Origin of the sequence: Pseudomonas sp. PSE14, assembly GCF_029203285.1 — a bacterium.
In the GTDB taxonomy this organism is placed as follows: Bacteria; Pseudomonadota; Gammaproteobacteria; order Pseudomonadales; family Pseudomonadaceae; genus Pseudomonas.
In genome coordinates, this window is record NZ_CP115669.1 from 3,477,359 (window position 1) to 3,498,000 (window position 20,642).

At 65.9% G+C, this 20,642-nt stretch carries 17 protein-coding genes; 11 read left to right on the forward strand and 6 right to left on the reverse strand.

Annotated elements, in window-relative coordinates:
* Positions 1–42 precede the first annotated feature (42 nt).
* The 3 genes from O6P39_RS15835 (at position 43) to O6P39_RS15845 (ending at position 2,086) form a co-directional block, all read left to right on the forward strand.
* Positions 43–1,173 (forward strand): helix-turn-helix transcriptional regulator, encoded by a 1,131-nt coding sequence (locus O6P39_RS15835; protein WP_275607458.1) that lies wholly within the window; start codon positions 43–45, stop codon positions 1,171–1,173.
* A gap of 76 nt (positions 1,174–1,249) precedes the next feature.
* Positions 1,250–1,420: a hypothetical protein gene (locus tag O6P39_RS15840; RefSeq protein ID WP_275607459.1), complete on the forward strand. Its 171-nt coding sequence runs from the start codon at positions 1,250–1,252 to the stop codon at positions 1,418–1,420.
* A 216-nt stretch (positions 1,421–1,636) separates the two neighbouring features.
* Complete coding sequence (locus tag O6P39_RS15845) at positions 1,637–2,086, forward strand: isoprenylcysteine carboxylmethyltransferase family protein (protein WP_275607460.1); 450 nt, start codon at positions 1,637–1,639, stop codon at positions 2,084–2,086.
* 186 nt (positions 2,087–2,272) lie between these two features.
* On the opposite strand, the gene O6P39_RS15850 is transcribed toward O6P39_RS15845, so the two are convergent.
* Positions 2,273–3,088 carry an aminotransferase class IV family protein gene (locus O6P39_RS15850; protein WP_275607461.1) on the reverse strand — a complete coding sequence of 272 codons (816 nt, stop codon included), beginning with the start codon at positions 3,086–3,088 and terminating at the stop codon, positions 2,273–2,275.
* 112 nt (positions 3,089–3,200) lie between these two features.
* On the opposite strand from O6P39_RS15850, the gene gcvA reads away from it, so the two are divergent.
* Both gcvA and O6P39_RS15860 read left to right on the forward strand, forming a co-directional pair.
* Positions 3,201–4,115 (forward strand): transcriptional regulator GcvA, encoded by a 915-nt coding sequence (gcvA, locus tag O6P39_RS15855; protein WP_275607462.1) that lies wholly within the window; start codon positions 3,201–3,203, stop codon positions 4,113–4,115.
* 91 nt (positions 4,116–4,206) lie between these two features.
* Positions 4,207–4,548, forward strand: a complete 342-nt coding sequence (locus O6P39_RS15860) for an FKBP-type peptidyl-prolyl cis-trans isomerase (RefSeq protein WP_207883299.1) — start codon at positions 4,207–4,209, stop codon at positions 4,546–4,548.
* 3 nt (positions 4,549–4,551) lie between these two features.
* Here O6P39_RS15860 and O6P39_RS15865 read toward each other — a convergent pair whose 3' ends face one another.
* On the reverse strand, positions 4,552–6,522 hold the full coding sequence (locus tag O6P39_RS15865; RefSeq protein ID WP_275607463.1) for a DEAD/DEAH box helicase: 1,971 nt from the start codon (positions 6,520–6,522) through the stop codon (positions 4,552–4,554).
* 165 nt (positions 6,523–6,687) lie between these two features.
* Between O6P39_RS15865 and O6P39_RS15870 the strand changes: the two genes are divergently transcribed.
* Positions 6,688–7,455, forward strand: coding sequence for an ATP-binding cassette domain-containing protein (locus O6P39_RS15870; RefSeq protein ID WP_275607464.1), 768 nt, complete (start codon positions 6,688–6,690; stop codon positions 7,453–7,455).
* A 229-nt stretch (positions 7,456–7,684) separates the two neighbouring features.
* Here the strand turns inward: O6P39_RS15870 and fhuF are convergent, their stop codons facing one another.
* From fhuF to O6P39_RS15890, 4 genes are all read right to left on the reverse strand, one after another.
* On the reverse strand, positions 7,685–8,440 hold the full coding sequence (gene fhuF / locus O6P39_RS15875; RefSeq protein ID WP_275607465.1) for a siderophore-iron reductase FhuF: 756 nt from the start codon (positions 8,438–8,440) through the stop codon (positions 7,685–7,687).
* Between the two features lie 31 nt (positions 8,441–8,471).
* Positions 8,472–9,458 (reverse strand): GNAT family N-acetyltransferase, encoded by a 987-nt coding sequence (locus tag O6P39_RS15880; protein WP_275607466.1) that lies wholly within the window; start codon positions 9,456–9,458, stop codon positions 8,472–8,474.
* A 101-nt stretch (positions 9,459–9,559) separates the two neighbouring features.
* Positions 9,560–10,894, reverse strand: a complete 1,335-nt coding sequence (locus tag O6P39_RS15885; RefSeq protein WP_275607467.1) for a SidA/IucD/PvdA family monooxygenase — start codon at positions 10,892–10,894, stop codon at positions 9,560–9,562.
* A gap of 406 nt (positions 10,895–11,300) precedes the next feature.
* Positions 11,301–11,795: a sigma-70 family RNA polymerase sigma factor gene (locus tag O6P39_RS15890; protein ID WP_275607468.1), complete on the reverse strand. Its 495-nt coding sequence runs from the start codon at positions 11,793–11,795 to the stop codon at positions 11,301–11,303.
* A gap of 138 nt (positions 11,796–11,933) precedes the next feature.
* On the opposite strand from O6P39_RS15890, the gene O6P39_RS15895 reads away from it, so the two are divergent.
* From O6P39_RS15895 to fhuB, 5 genes are all read left to right on the forward strand, one after another.
* Complete coding sequence (locus O6P39_RS15895) at positions 11,934–12,953, forward strand: FecR family protein (RefSeq protein WP_275607469.1); 1,020 nt, start codon at positions 11,934–11,936, stop codon at positions 12,951–12,953.
* Positions 12,954–13,295: 342 nt separating this feature from the next.
* Positions 13,296–14,984, forward strand: coding sequence for a cyclic peptide export ABC transporter (locus O6P39_RS15900; RefSeq protein ID WP_275607470.1), 1,689 nt, complete (start codon positions 13,296–13,298; stop codon positions 14,982–14,984).
* A gap of 207 nt (positions 14,985–15,191) precedes the next feature.
* Positions 15,192–17,534, forward strand: coding sequence for a TonB-dependent siderophore receptor (locus tag O6P39_RS15905; RefSeq protein WP_275611961.1), 2,343 nt, complete (start codon positions 15,192–15,194; stop codon positions 17,532–17,534).
* A gap of 114 nt (positions 17,535–17,648) precedes the next feature.
* The gene (locus O6P39_RS15910) at positions 17,649–18,554 is read left to right on the forward strand and encodes an ABC transporter substrate-binding protein (RefSeq protein ID WP_275607471.1); all 906 of its coding nucleotides are present in this window, start codon (positions 17,649–17,651) and stop codon (positions 18,552–18,554) included.
* A complete protein-coding gene (gene fhuB / locus O6P39_RS15915) occupies positions 18,547–20,556 on the forward strand; it encodes a Fe(3+)-hydroxamate ABC transporter permease FhuB (protein WP_275607472.1) in 2,010 nt (669 codons plus the stop codon). The genes O6P39_RS15910 and fhuB overlap by 8 nt, the downstream gene beginning before the upstream one ends.
* Positions 20,557–20,642 lie beyond the last annotated feature (86 nt).

The window sequence follows — 20,642 nt, forward strand, 5'->3', positions numbered from 1 at the left end:
TGCCGGCGTTTTCCTACTACAAAAATAAGAAATGGTTCACCAATGGCACACTCGCTTTCGCTCGACCAGTTCAGCGGGATGCTCGGCAATCTCTACCAGGGCCCGATGGAGTCCACGCCGTGGCAATCCTTTCTCAACCAGCTCAACCAGTTCCTCGACGCCAAGTACGTCACCTTCATCCTGCGTCCGCCCAGTGACCAGAACGAAGGGCTGATGGTCAACACCAACGGCAGTTCGGCCGAAGTGGTGGCGTCGTACAACCAGTACTATTTCAACCTCGATCCCTTCGTCGATCTGCCCAGCGGCCAGGTGGTGATCCTGGATGAATTCGTCTCCCGCGAAGAGTGGTTGACCTCGGAGTTCTACCGCAATTTCCTCGAGCCGGTGGGGGTGTTCCACATTCTCGGCGCCGACATCCGCACCAGCGATGGCGCCCTGTGCCGCATCCGCGTCAGCCGTGGTGTCGAGTCCCCCGGTTTCACCGAGAACGACAAGGCCCTGCTGGCGTATTTCGTACCGCACCTGGAACGCTCGGTGATGCTGCACACGCAGATCAACCGCATCGAAACCGAACGCAACCTCTACGCCGGCGCGGTGGACCAGTTCGCCGTCGGCACCATCATCCTCGACGAGACCGGCAAGATCCTGCAGACCAACCAGGTGGCCGAGAACCTGCTGCGCGAAAAGGACGGGCTGAAGATCAGCGGCGACAACCTGCAGGTCGGCACCCCGCGCGACTGCCAGGAGTTCCGCCGGCTGGTGAAGCAGGCCCTGCAGTCGCAGAAAGGCTCGCAGCCCTCGGTGGTCGAGGCCATGCGCGTGCAGCGTCCGTCCGGACGCTCGGACCTGGGCATCATCGTGCGCTCGGTCCCCCTGAGCGAGTGGAACGAAGGCAAGCACTGCCCCTCGGTGGTGATCTTCGTCAGCGACCCGGAACAGGAATCCCGCGCGCCCCAGGAGATCGTCAAGGCACTGTTCGACCTGACCCCGGCCGAGGCGCAACTGGCGATGCTGCTGGCCAACGGCCTGACCCTGGACGAAGCCTCCGACGAGCTGGGCATCAGCCGCAACACCGCGCGTGCCCACCTGCGATCGACCTTCTCCAAGACCGGGGTGACCCGGCAGACCATGCTGGTGCGCCTGATCCTGCGCAGCGTGGCCACCCTTGGTTAGTCCGAGCGGACGATTTGGCGGCCGGCCTTCCGAGACTAACGTGAGCAGCATGGGGTTAGTCGACGAGGCCGATGCCATGTCCCGATTCATTCCTCTGCTGATCGCGCTGGTCATCTGTTCCAGCCTGCTGACCGCGCACCTCATGCTCTGCCACTACGAGGACTCGAAACTGCAGGCCACCCGCAGCGCCCTCCAGCTGCCAACCCCGCCCTGCATTCTCGGCAGTTGCCTGCGCCAGTTACCCTGATTCGCTAACGCAGGGCGTACAACCGTTCGCGGTTGTACGCCGATACACCGAGCTCATTACCGGCTCCACGATCAAGCCTGGAGCGCCCGAAATCGCGGCTCCATACTTGGCTTCCAAGTGCTCGGCGACCACGGTGAAACGGCGTATAACGTCGAACGTTATACGCCCTGCGCACCGACAGCTGCGGGGCGGCCCGGCACAGCATGGAGATGCAGCATGGAATGGCTCGAACACCGTATACCCCCGCCCCTGGTGGCGGTAATCCTCGGCATATTGATGTGGCTACCGGCCCGCCCACTGCCGCCATTCGGCGGCCGGGTGTGGCTGGCACTACTGGTGCTGCTGGGCGGAATCGCGGTATGCCTGGCCGGCGTACTGTCCTTTCGCCGCGCACGCACCACCGTCAATCCGCTGAAACCGGAAACCGCATCCTCGCTGGTAGTCGCCGGCATCTACCGCCACACGCGCAACCCCATGTACCTGGGCTTCGCCATCGTGCTGCTGGCCTGGAGCATCGCCCTCGCCTCCCTGCCTGCCTTGCTGGGAGTGGTTGCCTTCGTGCTGTACATGAACCGCTTCCAGATCGGTCCTGAAGAACACGCGCTGCGGCACCGCTTCGGAGCGAACTTCGACGCCTATTGCCGCCGGGTGCGGCGTTGGGTCTGAACACAGCGCAAGGTCCGTTACAGACCGTAGGGCGTACAACCGTTCGCGGTTGTACACCGATACACCACGCGTATCGGCAGCTTCACGGTCAAGCCCGGAGTGCCCGGCCACCATGGTCAAACGCCGGGGCGAAGCCTTTCAGGCAGGAGCCAACTTGCTCGCAAACCGCCCAACCGCAGACCTTCCTCAGGGCTTGATCCAAGGCTCGGCCTCGAAGGCGCGGTGCAGCAATTCGACGAAACCAGGCGCCGCAGGAAACTCGACATCGCCGATGCGGTTCACCGGCACTCCCGGCGTCCAGGAGTTCATCACCACGGCGCCGGTCAGGCCCGGCAGGTCCTGAAGGTCGATGCCGCGTGTGACCTGGCGGACGCCCAGGCGCTCCAGTTGCCGCTGGAGAATGCCCATGGTGGTGCCGGTAAGCATCTTCGCCTTCGGCCAGATCACCGTCTCGCCGTCCCAGAACGCCAGGTTCCAGATGGTTGCTTCACTGAATCGGCCGCGATGGTCGACGAATGCCGCGTCGTCGAAGCCCGCGGAGACCGCCTCGCGCAGGTACCAGGTCTTGGCGATCTCGCCGACGTGCTTGAGTTCCGGCAGTACCCGCTCATGGCTGGCGATGGCCAGGGCCAGCGGACCCTGCGGGCCGTCCGAGGGCGGCGCGGTACGCACCAGCAACTCGGGCCGGTGCTCGGGGCCGGCGACGGTGAATTCGCCAGCGGGCGAGTACACCGTCGCCATCAGCGAAACATCCGCCGGTGCTTGCTCCAGCGCAGCGCGCAGGGCGGCACGGACCTCCTCGTCGGAGTGGCTCTGACCGAACAGACGCTGGGACGCGTTGCGCAGTCGTTGCAGGTGCAAGTCCAGGCCGCGAACACCACCGTCGCGCACCTGCATGGCGGTGAAGTGGGCGTAACCGGCGAAGGCCAGCGGTGCAAGGTCGTCGGCGCTGGCCGGCTGGGCGTTGCGTTGGGTGATGTAGGGATGGATGGCGGCTGACATGACGTGGGCTTCCTCTGCTCGATGATTTTCAAGTTGGCTTACTATCGAACTTTGACGAAGCCAGGAGAAACGAGTATTTCTCGACGGATCATCAAACAGGATTTGAAGATCGATGAGCCGCCCCTTTCCCGGCATCCGCTCCCTGCGCACCTTCGAGGCAGCCGGTCGCCACCTGAACTTCACCCGCGCCGCCAAAGAGGTCGGCCTGACGCCGGCCGCGGTCAGCTACCAGATCAAGGAACTGGAAGACCAGCTCGGCCTCGGCCTGTTCGTGCGCACCAGCCGCAGCATCCAACTGACCCCGGCGGGCGCGCTGTTGCTGGAAGCGGCGGCGGAATCCCTTGGCCTGCTGCACCGCGCCACCGTGCGTGCGCGGCGGCTGGCGCGAACGTCCAGGCAGTTGCGGGTCTCGCTGACCCCGCGTTTCGCCACCCACTGGCTGCTGCCGCGCCTGCCCAAATTCCGCGCGCTGCATCCGGAGCTCAAGCTCAGCTTCGACGTCAGCGACGAGCTGCGCGACTTTGCCGTGGACGACATCGACCTGGCCATCCGTTTCGGTAGCGGACGCTATCCCGGCCTGCTGGCCGAGCGCCTGTTCGATACCCAGATAGTGCCGGTGTGCTGCCCTAGCCTGCTGAGCGAGGGGCCGCCCTTGCGCGAGCCGCGCGACCTGCAGGCCCACACCCTGTGCCATGTGGTGTGCGAGACCGAGGGCGCAACCTGGCCGGACTGGTCGCGCTGGATGGCGGCGGCCGGCGTGGCGGATTTCGACGCCAGCGGCTGCGTCACCTTCGAGGACACCAGCCACGTGGTGCAGGCGGTGCTGGAAGGCGGCGCGGTCGGGCTGGTCGATCACGCCATGGTCGCCCGCGAGCTGGAGCAGGGCCAGCTGGTACAGCCGTTCGAGTTGGGTGTGCAGGTTGCCGAGGGCTACGCATACAACCTGGTCTATCCGCAGGCCAGCGCGGACGACCCGCGAGTCAGAGCCTTCCGCGAATGGATTCTCGAGGAAATGGCCATCGGCTGATCACCTCGGTCGGCTTGCAAATACCGGGTTTTCCTGCGAAAACCCACGCCCTCGCGGCGGTCATGCCGCAGCCGCATCACCGGAGAACGCCATGAGCAGCGAACTGCAGATCGAAGATATCGTCGTCGGCGACGGCAAGGCCGTGGTCAAGGGCGCCCTGATCACCACCCAGTACAAGGGCACCCTGGAGGACGGCACCGTCTTCGACTCGTCGTACGACAAGGGCCGCCCCTTCCAGTGCGTGATCGGCACCGGCCGGGTGATCAAGGGCTGGGACATCGGCCTGATGGGGATGAAAGTCGGCGGCAAGCGCAAGCTGTTCGTGCCCGCGCACCTGGCCTACGGCGAGCGCCAGGTGGGCGCGCACATCCAGCCCAATTCCAACCTGCTGTTCGAGATCGAACTGCTGGAAGTCCTCACCCGCGACGACTGATCCTCATGCCGGGACCGGCGCGCTTTCCACGCTGCGCCGCAGGGCCAGAATCGCCGTCGGCCCCTGGGCCTTGCGGGTGAACCAGAGCACGCGGCTGACGCCTCGGGTGATCGCCACGTAGGCCAGGCGCAGTTGTTCGTCCTGCTGGGCCTGGTCGTAGCTGCTGGCGAAGAAGCCCGACGCCGCGTACAACGCGCTGCGCAGCGGGTGTTTCTCCGGCGGCGCGCAATCGTCGACGATGATCGCCACTTCCGCCTGCAAACCCTTGGCGCGGTGAATGGTCATGCCCTTCACCGGCAGCTTGCGATCCAGCTCGCCGAGAATGCTTTGCAGGGTCTCGTTGCGCCGGCTGAGTAGCAGTACGGCGGTTTTCTCCTTCGATCCACGCGCGGCAACGTGCTCGCACTGCTGGCGGATTTCCGCAAGCAGGATCGGCAGGTTGTTGCGCGCATCGAAGCGCTGCACCAGCTTCACCCCGTGATCGCCCGCCTCCGCTGACTTGAAGGCGCGGCAGGTCCTGGCCTGCTTGTTCGCCACCCCCACCAGCACCCGCTCGCCATCGCGGATCACCGGGTCGATGCTGCGGTAGTTGGTCTCCAGCAGCAGCACGCGGCTCTTGCGCCGGCCCTTGCTGGGGAAGTGCCGGTCGAAGTCCATGAACAGCTCCGGCGAGCTGCCGCGCCAGGCGTAGATGGACTGCCAGTCGTCGCCGATGGCCATCAGGCTGACCGCCTCGCCACGCTTGGCCAGGTCACGGTGCAGCGCCTGCAGCCACTGGACGATCTGCGGCGAGACATCCTGGAACTCGTCGATCAGCAGGTGCTGGAACGGCGCCAGGGCCTCGGCCGGCAGCTTGCCGTCGCCGAGCTGGTCGGTGAGGTGTTGGAAGGCCAGGTTGAAGGTCAGCAGGCCCTGCTCCTGCAGTACCTTTTCGAACCCCGCCCAGAACAGTTGCAGGGCCTCGACGAAGTGCCGCTCGCGCGCCGGGCAACCGAGCCTCGATGGCTGCAACCGAGCGATGCGCAGGCCGATGCTCTCGATGAAACCGGCCTGGGCGTAGAAGGCTTCGAACAGCGGCAACGCGATGAACTCGCCGGCCAGCTTGAAGGCATCCAAAGGCGCCTTGCCGATGCGTGGCGGCTTGCCGTCTTCCCCGGCTTCGGGTGGTGCCGGCAGGTCGAGCAGTTGATGCACCCGCACGCGGAATTCGTGCTGCTCGGCATAGCACTGCTGGTAGACCTGCTTGAGCAGGCGCTGCTGCGCGGGACGCAGGCGGCCGGCGAGCAGCGGGTTATCCAGCTCATCGGCCGGGGTGCGCTCGTCCAGTTGCTCGAACCAGCGCGGGCTCTTCAGCGCCACCTTGGCCAGGGTGCCCATGGCCGAGTGGAAGGTGCGCACGCACTGGCGGGCCTGTGCCGCGTCGAACGGATGGCCCCAGTAGCCGAGCACCTTCACCAGTTGCTCGCGCAGCTGGGCGCAGGACGCATTGGTGAAGGAAATCACCGTCACCCGCTCAGCCTCGACACCCAGGTGGCAGAGCATGTAGACGACGCGCAGCACCAGCGTCGTCGACTTGCCGGAACCGGCGCCGGCGAAGATGCGGGTCAGTGGATCGGGCGCGAGGATCATCGCCCACTGCTCGTCCGACGGCAGGCTGATGACACCGTGGGCGGCGGCCTGGGCCACGCGCTGGCGCATGTCGAGTGCGTGCTGTTCATCCGGCGTCTTGGCGGTTCCGTAGATGCCGGCGACAGCGGGGGCTCGTGGGCGCTTGGGCGGCTGCGCGTCGCCCTCCTTTTTGGCCTTCGCGGCACGCCTGGCCGGCGCCTTGGCTTTGCCCTTGGCCTTGCCGCGCCCACGGGGCTGCGGCTGCGCCGCTTCGCGTTCGGCGCGCAGGTATTCGGTGGTACGGGGAAAATAACGCGCCAGGGCCTCGGCAAGCAGGCGTTTGTAGCGTTCGACAGCAGACTCCATGGGCCCTACTCGATCAATTACAGCGTTGAATCATAAGCGCTTTGCGACAAGGACAGGCAATCGGATCAGCGGTTCCACAAGGCGATCAAAATTGATAACCATTAGCGATTGAATTAGAGTCGGACTCCCGCTTTTTCCGGCCCAGCCGCCCTGATGGATGACCTCATGTTCGAACTGGAAAATGTCAGTTTCAGCGTCCCCGGCCGTACCCTCCTGCAACCGCTGAGTCTGAAGCTGGCCGACGGCAACATGATCGGCCTGATCGGCCACAACGGCTCGGGCAAATCCACCCTGCTCAAGCTGCTGGCCCGCCAGCAACAGGCCAGCGGCGGAAGCATCCGCCTGGACGGCAAGCCGCTGCAGGACTGGGGCAACCGCGATTTCGCGCGCCAGGTGGCCTACCTGCCGCAGCAACTGCCGCAGACCGACGGCCTGACCGTGCGCGAACTGGTCGCCTTCGGCCGCTACCCGTGGCACGGCGCGCTGGGCCGTATCACCGGCGAAGACCGCCAGCAGATCGACCGCGCGCTGGACCTGACCGATACCCTTGCCTTCGCCGAGCGCCCGGCGGACCTGCTCTCCGGCGGCGAACGCCAGCGCGTCTGGCTGGCCATGCTGCTGGCTCAGAACAGCCGCTACCTGCTGCTCGACGAACCGACCTCGGCGCTGGACATCGCCCACCAGGTGGAAGTGCTCTCCCGCGTCCACGAACTCAGCCGCGAGCTGGGCCTGGGCGTGCTGGTGGTGCTGCACGACATCAACATGGCGGCGCGCTATTGCGATCACCTGATCGCCCTGCATGGCGGGCGCTTGCTGGCCCAGGGTACGCCGGCGGAGCTGATGCGCGGGGAAATGCTGGAAGACATCTACGGCATTCCCATGGGCGTGCTGAGCAACCCGGTGGACGGGTCGCCGATCAGTTATCTGCGTTGAGTTGACCGAGTCGTTTTTCGTCGGAGCGGACCTTGTCCGCTGAATCACCTGCGGCGTATTCCGGGCCCATCGCTTACAGCGTCGTTCCAACGCAGCGCCTGCGGCTACACCATTGCGTCGGTGCCGTACGGTTCGCGAGCAAGCTCGCTCCTACAGTCCAGCCCTGGCTTTGGAGCGATTTTCGTAGGAGCGAGCTTGCTCGCGAACAGAGCGCCCGCAGACGCTGGCCTCATAGGTCGCTCGCTTCCGGCAGCGGCTCATCGATCAGCGGGCAGTTGTCGCAGTTTCCGATACTGCCCAGCCGGTAGCGAATGCAGCACGTCCGCCGCTGCCGCCACAGCCCATTCGGCCGCTGCGCGCAGGACACCTCGACATACTGGATCGGCTTGAACAGTGGATTGCGCGTGCCATCCGGGCGGCGCTCGGTCTCCAGCAGTTCGCGACCATGCCCCAGCATCGGCGCCAACGGCGGCAGCTTGGCCATCTCGCCGATGAACCATTCGAAATAGTTGCCGGCGTTGCTCCACAACACCCTGGGAGAAAGACGGACTTCGGCGGCGAGCGTGTGCACGAAGGGTCGCAGGTGATCTTCCAGCAGATGGGCAAAGCGCTGGAACGGATCGTCCGGCGGCGCGGCGAATGGCCCGCCCTCCCCCGGCAATTTGAAGGCCTGTGGAATCCCCTGGGCGTCGAGCACCACGTCCACGTCATCGAAGGCCAGCGGCAGCGTGCGGCCCAATACCAGCGCGGCGGCCACCACCGGAGGAATGAGCCGCACCAGGTACCACTTGGACCACTGCGAGGCCAGCGCGCGACGGTCGCCATCAGCGTGCGGCGGGTCGAAGCGGCGCAGCACGCTGTCGAGCATCTCCCGCTCCAGCAATGCGCGGGCGGGAATCGAGGGTCGCGGATCGTCGCGGGTCACCAGCACCTCGCGGTAGCTGGCGAACTCGCCGAAATACAGGGGCGCCAGGGCTGCGATCACCGGCAGCCCTCAGTCACGCCGAGAATCGCCGTCAGCACAGGCCGCAACGCTCGAAGAAGGTTTCCCGGCTCTGCACCATCAGCGCGGCGCGCTTGTGCGGGAAATCGAATTCCTTCTCGCGCCAGAAGCCCAGGCGCTGCATGTGGCCGATCATCCTGGCGTTGTCGGCGCGCGGCTCGGCGACGATGCGCTGGGTGCGCGGGTCGTCCAGCAGCAGGTAGTGCACCAGGGCGGTCATCCAGCTTTCCACCTTGTGCGGGCCGCGATGGCTTTCCTCGCCCACCAGCATGTGGATGCCACGGTCGTGATCGCCCACCTCGTAGAACGGCGCGATGCGGTCTTCCTTGGCCCAGTAGGCTTCGTAGTAGGCGAAGGGCTGGTCGTCGATGCAGCCGATCAGGGTGGTGGTGTGCGGGTCCGCAGCGGCCTTTTCCAGGTAGGCGCGGTGCTGCTCCAGGGTGCCGCCTTCCTGCCAGAACTCCAGCACGCGCGGGCTGTTCTGCCAGCGGTTGAAGCGCTCCAGGTCCAGGTCGATATCCAGGGTGCGCAGGGATATCCATTGCCCCAGCTTCGCATCGAAGCGTCGATAGACCTCGCCCTGCGGCTTGGGCGCACGCAGTGGATGGCGACGGCCGCTGCTCATGCGATAGACCTGCGGGTAGCCCGCGCTGGCCACGCCCTTGTGCCATGCAGCAGGCAGTTGCCAGAACGCCGCGCGCTCGATCTGCAGACACCCGCCGACTTCATCGCGATTGACCAGCCCTTGTGCGAAAGCCTCGGCCGGAACGTCGGCAGCGGCGAACTGCACGCGCTCGCACTGCGCATCGCTGGCGAAGGTCCAGTACGCCAGCGCCCAGAGTGCCTCCTCGGCCGGCGCGGAAGTCAGCTGCCAGCACTCGCCGTCACGTTGCGCGGTGAGCAGCGACTGGCCGTCCAGCAGCAGGGTCAGGCTTTGGGTGCCGTGGTCGGCGGTGAGTCTGCGGCCATCGGGCAGCGGCAGGGAAAAATCGGGCGTCATGGTGGGTTCCCATTCGTGAATGCAACGACCCCGCTCGTATGACGAGCAGGGTCGGCCGGAATTTAGTCGGCCCGGAAGAAATCTCTTCCGGGCCGCGTGGCTCAAGCGCTTTCCGCGGTCAGCGGGCGTGACGGTTTGTGCGCGGCTTCATGCGGCGGCAGGCGTTCGAACATCGACGCGGCGATCTCCTGGGCGCGGATCGGCAGCACCGACAGCAGCGTATCGCTCAGGCCGTGGCTGTCCTGGGTGAAGCCCTGCAGGTAGATGCCGGCGTGCAGGCGCTCATCGGCCAGCACGCGGTAGTCGCGGCCCACTTCGAAGTCGCCCAGGTACTCCTGCAACGGCGCGAGCAGCTCACGGTGGGACTTGCGCTCATAGCCGGTGGCGAGGATCACCGCGTCGTAGCGATGGGTTTCCACGGCGCCGGTGGCGCTGTCGCGCAGGGTCAGCTCGATGCCGCCGGCATCGGCGCGGGCCACTTCCACGTTGCGCCGGCAGAGGAAGGCGTGGCGGTCCACCCCGGCCACTTTCTGGCGATAGAAGATGCCGTAGATGCGCTCGATCAGGTCCAGGTCCACCACCGAGTAGTTGGTGTTATGGAACTCCTGGATGAGCTTCTCGCGCTCGGCCTTGGGTTCGTTGAACACCAGGTCGGTGTAGCGTGGGGCGAAGATTTCGTTGACGAAGGGGCTGTCGTCGGCCGGCTTGAGCACCGCCGCGCGCAGGACCATGTCGACCTGCACCGAGGGGTAGCTGTCGTTCAGGTCGATGAACGCCTCAGCGGCGCTCTGGCCGCCGCCGATCACGGCAATGCGCATCGGCTCGTTCTGGTTGCAGCGTTGCTGGGCCATGCATTCCAGGTAGCGGGCGTGGTGGAACACGCGCGGGTCGTCACGCAGGTGGCTGAAGGCGGAGGGGAAGCGCGGCGTGCCGCCGGTGCTCACCACCACGCTGCGGGCCAGGCGGAAGCGTTCGTGGCCGTGGGCATCTGCCGAGATCACTTTCACCAGCTCGATGCCGTCGGGGCCCTGCACCGGCTCGACGCGTCTGACCGTCTCGCCGCAGACGCGCTGCTCGGCGAACTGCTCGCTGACCCAGCGCAGGTAGTCGTTGTACTCCATGCGGCACGGGTAGAAGGTGCCCAGGTTGGTGAAGTCGATCAACCGGCCCATGGCGTGCAGGTAGTTGACGAAGCTGTAGGGGCTGGTGGGATTGCGCAGCGTTACCAGGTCCTTGAGGAAGGAAATCTGCAGCTCGCTCTGCGCCACCAGGGTGTTGCCGTGCCAGCGGTAGTCGGCCTGCCTGTCGAGGAACAGCGCGTGGTAGTGGCGACCCTCGCGCCGCGCCTGCTCCTGCAGGGCGATCGCCAGCGCCAGGTTGGAGGGGCCGAAACCGACGCCGAGCACGTCATAGGTCGGGGTGATCATCTGGGTCATGGTGCCAATGTCCTGTGTCGCGATGGCCGTGGGGCATGACGACGCGGAGTCGGCGGCTTACTGCTTTGCCCTGCCTGGGGTGCGTGTCCGGCACCCGTTCCTGCGTGTTGCCCATGATTTGCGCTGTCGATAGCGCGTTATCTGGAGAGACGAGGCAGCCTTGGCGAAATTTAGAATGATTCTCACTAAGTCATTAAAATTTCAGAATGACGAGCGGGTGCCAGAGATAGAAATTCGTGCGCAGGCCGCGTGGGACTAAATCCTGGCGCATGCCATGCGTCTGTGTATGTAAATGCGGTTCGCGAGCAAGCTCGCTCCTACAAAGAGCGGCCAGGCTCTCCCTGTAGGAGCGAGCTTGCTCGCGAACCAGAGACGACACGCAGTCGCCGGCGAACAACAACCGCTGTCAGTCCTGTCCGCCCCAGGCCTTCAGGCGCGCCCGACAATGCTTCATCGCGTTGACGATGTGCTTTTCCACCATGTCGCGGGAAATGCCCATGAGCTCGGCAATCTCGGCATGGCTGCAACCCTCGACCTTGCGCAGGACGAAGGCGCGGCGACAGGCTTCGGGCAGCTCCGCGAGGGCGCGCTGGAGCATCTGCAACTGCTGCTGCCGGCAGGCCTCCTCCTGCGGGCAGCGCTCGTCCAGGCCGCCTTCGTGGTCGAGGGTCTCCAGGTCCTGGTTGCGCCGCACGCGGCTGCGCCGGTGCAGATCGATACTGAGGTTCACCGCTGTGCGATAGAGAAACGCCCGCGGTTGCTCGATATTCTCCTCGCCCTTGCGGTCGAGCAGGCGCAGGAAGGCCTCCTGGCTGACATCGGCAGCCGCCTGGCGATCACCGAGGCTGCGATTCAGGTACAGGAACAGTTCCTTGTAGTAACGGATGAACGCGCTTTCCACCCCGTGGGCATCCTATGAAAAACCGTCGAGGCTGTAGGCGCCTGCTGACAGTCCGAGTCAGGCTTATTTATAATCACTCGCATCAACACGAAAGAAAAGTGTGATATTGGCCGCACCGCGGCCTGAACCGAGCCCCTGATGACCAACTCCCCCGCCCCGTTCGACGAGGACCGTATCAGCGACGAAGCTGCGCACTGGTGCGCGCGCCTGCACGATGCCGAGTGCAGCGACGCGGAACGCGCCGCCTTCGGACGCTGGCGCGCGGCTGATCCTCGGCACGAGGCGGAGTACCAGGCGATGCTGGAAATCTGGCAGCTCTCGGAACGACTGCCACCGACCCCGCACATCCAGCCGAATCTCGCTATCAGCCCCACGCCTGGTCGCGCTCGCAGCCAGCGCCGCCCACGCAGCGGCAAGCGCATCGCCGCCGTGGCCGCCGGCGTGCTGGTCGGCATCGGCGCGGCATGGTCGGCCGGATGGTCGGCCGGTCTGCTGCCATCGCGCGTCGGCTACTACGCGGCACAGCCCACGCCGCGGATGGTCGAACTGGCCGATGGCTCGAAGGTGGAGCTCAACAGCAACTCGCAACTGATCTTCGCTGACTTCCGCGACCGCCGCAGCGCCTGGCTCAAGAGCGGTGGCGAAGCCTACTTCCGCGTCACCCACGACACCTTGCAGCCCTTCTCGGTCTGGACCGACAACGGCAGCGTGCGAGTCACCGGCACGCGCTTCAACGTCTGGACCGACCAGAACCAGACGCTGGTCACCCTGCTGGAAGGTTCGGTCGTGGTCAGCCCGCCCGACAGCATCGACGGCAACAGCGCCCAGCTCACCCCAGGGATGCAGGCGCGCTACCTGAAGGGCAGCGCGCGCATCGAACTGGCCCAGGTCGCACCAACCGGCGCCATCGCCTGGACCGAGGGCAAGCTGGTGATCGACGACCTGCCCCTGCAGGCCGCCATCCCGCTGATCAACCGCTACCTCAGGCAACCGGTACTCCTCGACGACGCTGCCGTCGCCGCCATGCGCATCGGCGGTATCTACCGTACCGACGATCTGCAGGCACTGGTGGATTCGCTGCCCAAGGTCCTGCCGGTGGACCTGCGCAAGGACAACCAGGGTCGCATGGTTCTCGCCAGCCGCTACGTGCAGCTCTGATACTCGCCATGCGGGCATGTCGGGTAGCGGTGTGCCGTGCGGGTTCGCGAGCAAGCTCGCTCCTACAAGGAGCACCCGGGTCCCGAACTCCAATGCGACGGAATCTGCCTTTCCCGACCGCACCAAGGATCAGCGCCCGCGCCCACTGAGCTCGATACTGGAGCGCCCCACTCGGATACACCTTCTTATTTGCGAACTTTTCGCAAATTCTCTTCAGTTTTCGCCGGGCTCATTCGTCTTGATAGCAACGATTCGGATTTGCCGATGATTTCCTGATTCGCGCCGCCGTCTCGCCCCGTTTTACGGCCCGCCTCGCCGGCAGGCCGAGCCCAGGAAAAGACGATGCAAACTCCCGCTCCAAGCGCCTTCCGCGAAATGCTCAACCTGCTGCGGCCCTATTGGCTACCGCTGACCATCGCCACCCTGCTGGGGATTCTCGGTGGCGCCGCCATCACCGCCCTGCTCGCTACCATCAACTACGGCCTGCATACCGAAGGCGGCATGCCCGCCGCGCTCCTGCTCGGTTTCGCTGGGCTGTGCGTCCTCGCCCTGCTCGGCTCGATCGTCTCGGACCGTGGCACCAACTATGTCGGCCAGCACGTCATCGCCAACCTGCGCAAGGACCTGGGCAGCAAGATCATCGCCGCGCCCATCGAGCAGATCGAGCGTTACCGCAGCCACCGCCTGATCCCGGTGCTGACCCACGACATCGACACCATCAGCGACTTCGCCTTCGCCTTCGCGCCCCTGGCCATCGCCCTGACCACCACCCTGGGCTGCCTGGGCTACCTGGCCTGGCTGTCGCCCCCCATGTTCCTCGCCACGGCCGTCGCCATCGTCGTCGGCAGTGCCGTCCAGTACGTGGCACGGGCCAAGGGCATCAAGGGCTTCTTCGAGGCGCGGGACAAGGAAGACGAACTGCAGAAGCACTACCGCGCCATCGCCGAGGGCGCCAAGGAACTGCGCATCAGCCGCCCGCGCCGCTTCCAGCACTACAGCGAGCGCCTGCAAGGCACCGCCGACGAGATCTGCGACATCCAGCTGCGCTCGATCAACCTGTTCAACGTCGCCAAGGGCTTCGGCTCGACGCTGTTCTTCATCGTCATCGGCGTGGTGCTGGCCTACCAGTCGCTGTGGCCGAGCACCGACCAGGCGACGCTGTCGGGCTTCATCCTGGTGCTGCTGTACATGAAGGGACCGCTGGAGGGTCTGATCGGCCAACTGCCGGTGGTGACCCGCGCACAGGTCGCGTTCCGCCGCATCGCCGAGCTGTCGGTGCGCTTCTCCTCGCCGGAACCGAACCTGCTGCTGGCCGACGATGGCCGCGCAACGCCGGACTTCCAGTCCCTGGAACTGCGCGACCTGGCCTACCGTTACCCCACCGACGACGGCACGCGCGGCTTCGGCGTAGGGCCACTGAACCTCAAGGTGAATCGCGGCGAAATCCTCTTCATCGCCGGCGAGAACGGCTGCGGCAAGACCACCCTGATCAAGCTGCTGCTCGGCCTCTATGTCCCGCGTGAAGGCGAATTGCTGCTCAACGGCGAGCCGGTGAGCGACGGCAACCGCGACGATTACCGGCAACTCTTCACCACCATCTTCGCCGACTACTTCCTCTTCGAGGACCTGCTCAAGGGCAGTCAGGACATTCCCGCGCAAGCGGCGCGCTATCTGGAGCGGCTGGAGATCGCCCACAAGGTCAGCCTGCAGGGCCAGGAATTCTCCACCACCGACCTGTCCACCGGCCAGCGCAAGCGCCTGGCATTGGTGCAGGCCTGGCTGGAGAAGCGCCCGGTACTGGTGTTCGACGAATGGGCGGCGGACCAGGACCCGGAATTCCGCCGCATCTTCTACACCGAGCTGCTGCCCGAGCTGCGCGCCCAGGGCAAGACGCTGATCGTGATCTCCCACGACGACCGCTATTTCGACGTCGCCGACCGGCTGTTGCGCATGGGCGCCGGACGCATCACGGAGATCGAGGAGTACCGCGCAACCTCCCCCAGTGGCAGCTCGGGCGTGGCAGTGCCTTGAGCGGCCAGCCCGGTCTCGGCCGGGAAAGCGCCAGGTGGAAAAAATAATTCAACGAAGTCTTCCGGTTTTTTCCAACCGATGCGTCATATGAAGCTTAATCATTCTTATTAGAAATTCCATTACAAGAATTCCTGCTTACACGATCATAGGAGTCTTCAAGTGAGTCGCACCCGCTCCACGCTTCAAACCCGGCACCCAGTGAAGCCCCTGGCCCGCCGGGTCCGCGCCGCCGCCCTGGGCATGCTCCTGACCGCCGGCGCGGTGGAGGCCGCACCGGTTCGTATCGACATCCCGGCGCAATCCCTGGCCTCTGCCCTCACCAGCCTGGGCACGCAGTCGAACCTGCAGATCGTCTTCAACCAGACCCAGGTACGAAACCTGCGCGCCCCCAGCGTGCGCGGCGAGATGGAGCCGACCCAGGCACTGGAGCACCTGCTGCAAGGCACCGGCATCAAATACCAGGTCGAAGGCAGCCGCGTGACCCTGCTCGGCGCCAACGCGAGCGCGAGCGACACCCTGAGCCTGGCCGCGCAGACCATCACCGGCAGCGTCGAAGGCGAGGACAGCTACGTGCCACGCACCTCCACCAGCGGCAGCAAGACCGATACGCCGCTGCTGGAAATCCCCCAGTCGATCTCAGTGGTCACCCGCAAGCAGATGGACGCCCAGGGCGCCCAGACGGTAACCGAAGCGCTGCGCTACGTGCCCGGCGTGAAGGTCGAGGCCTACGGCCTGGACCCCAAGGGCTTCGACTGGATGTACATCCGCGGTTTCAACGCCCAGGCCACCAGCGACTACCTCAACGGCCTGCGCCAGCAGAACAACAACTATGCCTTCTTTCGCAGCGAGCCTTACGCCTTCGAGCGCATCGACGTGGTCCGTGGCCCCTCCTCCAGCCTGTTCGGCCTGGGCGATGCGGGCGGTATCGTCAACCGCGTGAGCAAGAAGCCCACCGCCAACCACATCAACGAAGTCCAGCTCACCGGCGGCAACCATGACCGCAAGCAGGGCCAGTTCGACCTCGGCGGCGCGCTGGACGACCAGAACCAGTTCCTCTACCGCGTCGTGGGCCTGGCGCGCGACGCCAACACCCAGGCCGAGTACGACGACGGCCACGAGATCGAGGACGACCGCTACTACATCGCCCCGTCCTTCACCTGGGCGCCGGACGAAGACACCAGCCTGACCGTGCTCACCGACTTCCTGCGCGACCGCAACTCCGGCTCGATCTTCGACTACAGCGTGAACGGCCATCCCACCGGGACCCTGCTGGGCGACCACAGCTTCAACCACTTCGACCAGGACCAGTACACCCTGGGTTACGAATTCCGTCATCGCATCGATGACATCTGGGAATTTCGCCAGAACGCCCGCTACGGCCAGGTCGACCTGATCTTCAACAACCTGCTGCCGCAACTGCAGGTCGGACGGAACATCATCCGTACCGCCGACCGCTTCGACCAGCACATGGACACCCTCAACCTCGACAACCAGTTGCAGGCGGACTTCAACACTGGCGCCATCAAACACACCCTGCTGATGGGCGCGGACTACAGCTGGCAGGACGCCAATATTGCCCGCTGGCGCACCCTGGGCCCTCCGTTGAACCTGGATAAACCGGTGTACGGCCAGGACGTGCCGCGTCCGAACAAGAGCACCAGTCTCCAGTCCATCGACTACGACCAGAACATCGAGCAGATCGGCGCCTACCTGCAGGACCAGGTCAAGTTCGACGACCACTGGATCCTCACCGCCGGCGGCCGCTACGACTACGTGCGCAACGACCTGGACAACCACGTCGGCGCCCACAGCATGCAGAAGGACAACGCCTTCACCGGCCGCGTCGGCCTGACCTACCTGACCGACTTCGGCCTCGCACCCTACGTCAGCTACTCCGAGTCCTTCGTGCCCAACACCGGCATCAGTTCCGACGGCAGCGCCTTCAAGGCCAGCGAAGCCCACCAGTACGAAGCGGGCGTGAAGTTCCAGCCCGACGACGCCCTGCTGATCACCCTGGCGGCTTACGAGCTCACCAAGGAAAACATCCTGACTCCGCAGCTCAACGCCAACGGCGTGCCCACCGGCTTCAGCGAACCTACCGGCGAGCAACGCTCGCGCGGCATCGAGGCGGAGCTGAAAGCCAAGCTGGATCAGAACTGGGACCTGCTCGCCTCCTACACCTACACCAAGGCCAAGATCACCCAGAGCAACGACGGCAACGAGGGCAACCGCCCGGCCAACGTGCCCGAGCACATGGCCAACGGCTGGCTGAATTACACCTTCCACGAGGGTGTGGTGGACGGTCTCTCCGTCGGTGGCGGCGTGCGCTACACCGGTTCGCTGTACGGCAACAACGCCAACACCTACCACGTCGACAACTACACCCTGTTCGACGCCGGCGTGAGCTACCCGCTGAACAGGAACGTGACCCTGTCGGTGAATGCCCAGAATCTGCTGGACGAGGAATATGCCGCGACCTGCGACAGCCCGATCTCCTGCTACCCGGGCCTGCGCCGCACCGTCATGACCAGCGTGAAGTACAGCTGGTAAACCGGGCGCTGGAAGCGGCTCCGGCCGTCTCCCAACGCCCCGATCGGGCTCCCTGTTCACAGGGGGCCCGTTGTCGTTTCAGCAGATCGCCGTTTCAACCGCGAGGAGAAATGCATGTCCCTCACCCGCCGCCACCTGTTGCAGGGGCTCGCCATTGGTGGGCTGGCCTGCGCCGCCGGGCTGCCCGTTCTGGCGGGAGAACCCCTGACGCGGATCGTCGCGCTCAACTGGGTCGCCGCCGAGACGCTGCTGACCCTGGGCGTCACACCGCTGGCGATCTCCGATGACCGCTACTACCGGGTGCGCATGCCCACCCTGGCGCTACCCGAGAGCGTGCGCGACGTGGGCCCGTACTGGGAGCCGAACCTCGAACTGATCCAGCAATTGCGCCCACAGTTGATCCTCAGTGACCCGATGACCCCAACCCTGGAGCGACGCCTGAACGGCATCGCCCCCACCGAGCGCGTGGCCATCTATCCCGCGCCCCAGGGCGCCTGGCGCGCAACGACCGGGTTCATGATCGAACTGGCACGCCGGCTGGGCGTCGAGCAGGTCGCCGCCGATTACATCGCCGCCGGCGAACAGCGCCTCGCCGAACTGAAGGCGAAGCTGGCGGGTCGTCCGCAGCCACCGGTGTGCGTCGCCGTGCTCAACCAGGACGGCCGCCACGCAGCCGTCTACGGCAAGAACAGCATGGTGCAGGACGTGCTGGATCGCCTCGGCGTCGAGAACGCCTGGCAAGGCCCGGTCGGCCCGGTGGGGCTGGCCATGGTCAGCATCGAACGCCTGGCCGAACGGCCGGATGCGCATCTGGTCTACGTCGACATCCCGACCACCTCGGCGCGCCTGCAGAGCCTGCGCCAGCCCAACGACCTGTGGGCCAACCTGCCCGCCGTGCGCCGGGGCCACACCCTGACACTGGAGCGCTTCTACCCCTACGCCGGCGCCGCCTCGGTACTGGACCTTGCCGAGCGCATCGCCGCCTATCTCGACAGCACCACGGAGGCTGTGCATGCCTGAATCGACCCTCGGCCTCACCCTCCCCCGTAGCGGCCTGCCGCTGGGCCCGGCGATCTGCACACTGCTGTTGACGGTGCTCGCCGCGCTGCTGGTGCTCCATGGCCTGCAGGGCGCCCTGCCCCGCGAGCTCTGGTGGCAGGCGCTGTGGTCGCCGAACCTCGACGACGTGCGCCAGGTGCTGATGCACTTCAGCTTCTACCCGCGCCTGGCCGTCAGCCTGATGGCAGGTGCTGCACTGGCCCTGGCCGGCACGCTGTTCCAGCAGATCCTGCGCAACCCGCTGGCCGAACCGGTGACGCTGGGTGTATCCGCCGGGGCCAATCTGGCGTTGTCCGCCGCCACCATCTTCGCCCCGGCGTTGCTGGTGCATGGCATGGAGGCGGTCACCCTGAGCGGTGCGGCGCTGGCGGCCTGTCTGCTGTTCGCCTTCGCCTGGGGCCGCACCCTGTCGCCGCTGCGCTTCATCCTCGCCGGCATGGTGATCAGCCTCTATTGCGTATCGCTCAACGCACTGCTGGTGCTGTTCAACCACGACTACCTGATCGACCTGCTGCTCTGGCAGGCCGGCTCGCTGAACCAGAGCGGCTGGGACGGCGTTTTGTACCTGGCGCCGCGTCTGGCGATGGCCATGGTCGTCGCGCTGCTGATGGCGCGTCCGCTGGCCGCGCTGGGACTGGAGGACGAAGGCGCCGCCGCGGTGGGCGTGAATCTGCGCCGTACCCGCGTGCTCGGTCTCGCCGTGGCGGTGTCACTGAGCGCCTTCGTAACCAGTGCCGTGGGCATGCTCGCCTTCGTCGGCCTCGCGGCGCCCACCATCGCCCGGCTGTGCGGTGCGCGCACGCTCAAGCAACGGCTGATCTGGGCGCCACTGCTGGGCGCCGCGCTGCTTTGCGTGGTGGACCAGATCGCCCGCGAACTGTCGCGTTTCGCCGGGGAGATTCCCGCCGGCATCCTCACCGGCATCTTCAGCGTGCCGCTGCTACTGTGGCTGCTCAGCCGCCAGCGCAGCGGCGGCATCGTCCCGCGCCCGGCACCGGCCAAGCCGCAACGCGAACATCCCTGGCGACTGATCATCGGCGCCGCCATCGTGCTCGCCCTGTTGACGCTGCCGGCGATCTACTTCGCGGTGGACGCCAACGGCTGGCACTGGGGCGATGCCGGCCTTGCCGACGCCATCGTCCAATGGCGCCTGCCACGCGTGCTCGGTTCGCTGGCCGCCGGCGCCATGCTCGCCGTCGCCGGCCTGCTGGTGCAGCGCCTGACCGGCAACCCCATGGCCAGCCCGGAAGTGCTCGGCGCCACCTCCGGCTCGGCCATCGCCGTACTGGTGCTGTTCCTGGTGCTGCCGCAGCCGCAGGCCTACATGGTCCCCGCCGCCAGCATCGGCGCCCTGCTCACCCTCGGCCTGCTGCTCTGGTTCGCCTGGCGCAGGACATTCAACGCCGAGCGCCTGCTGCTCACCGGCGTCTGCCTGACCACCCTGTTGCACTCGCTGAGTACCCTGCTGCTGGCCAGCGGCGACCCGCGCATGACGGCGATGATGAGCTGGATGACCGGCTCGACCTACCAGGTCGACGTGGCGTCGGCGGGTACCGGAGTGGTCGTCGCTACCGTGATGATCGGCGTGAGCCTGCTGCTGGCCCGTCCGCTGGACCTGCTGTCCCTCGGCAACGGCACCGCGACGGCCCTGGGCCTGAAGCTGCGCCTGAGCCATCTGGCGATCCTGCTCAGCGCCGCGGTGCTCACGGCAACCGCCACCATCATCGTCGGGCCGCTGAGCTTCGTCGGCCTGATCGGCCCGCATATCGCCCGTCACCTGGGCGTACGCCGCGCCGCTCCGCAGTTGCTGCTGAGTGCGCTGGCCGGCGCGCTGATCATGGTGGTGGCCGACTGGCTGGGAAGGAACATCGCCTACCCCTGGCCAGTGTCGGCGGGACTGCTGGCGGCGTTCATCGGCTGCCCGTATTTCCTCTGGCTGATGCGCCGGGAGCGCAAGGGCTGATTCAGCGTAAGGCGTATAACCGTTCCCGGTTGTACGCCGCTTCATTTCAGCTCATCACTGACGCCGGCATCAGATCGGAGCGCCTT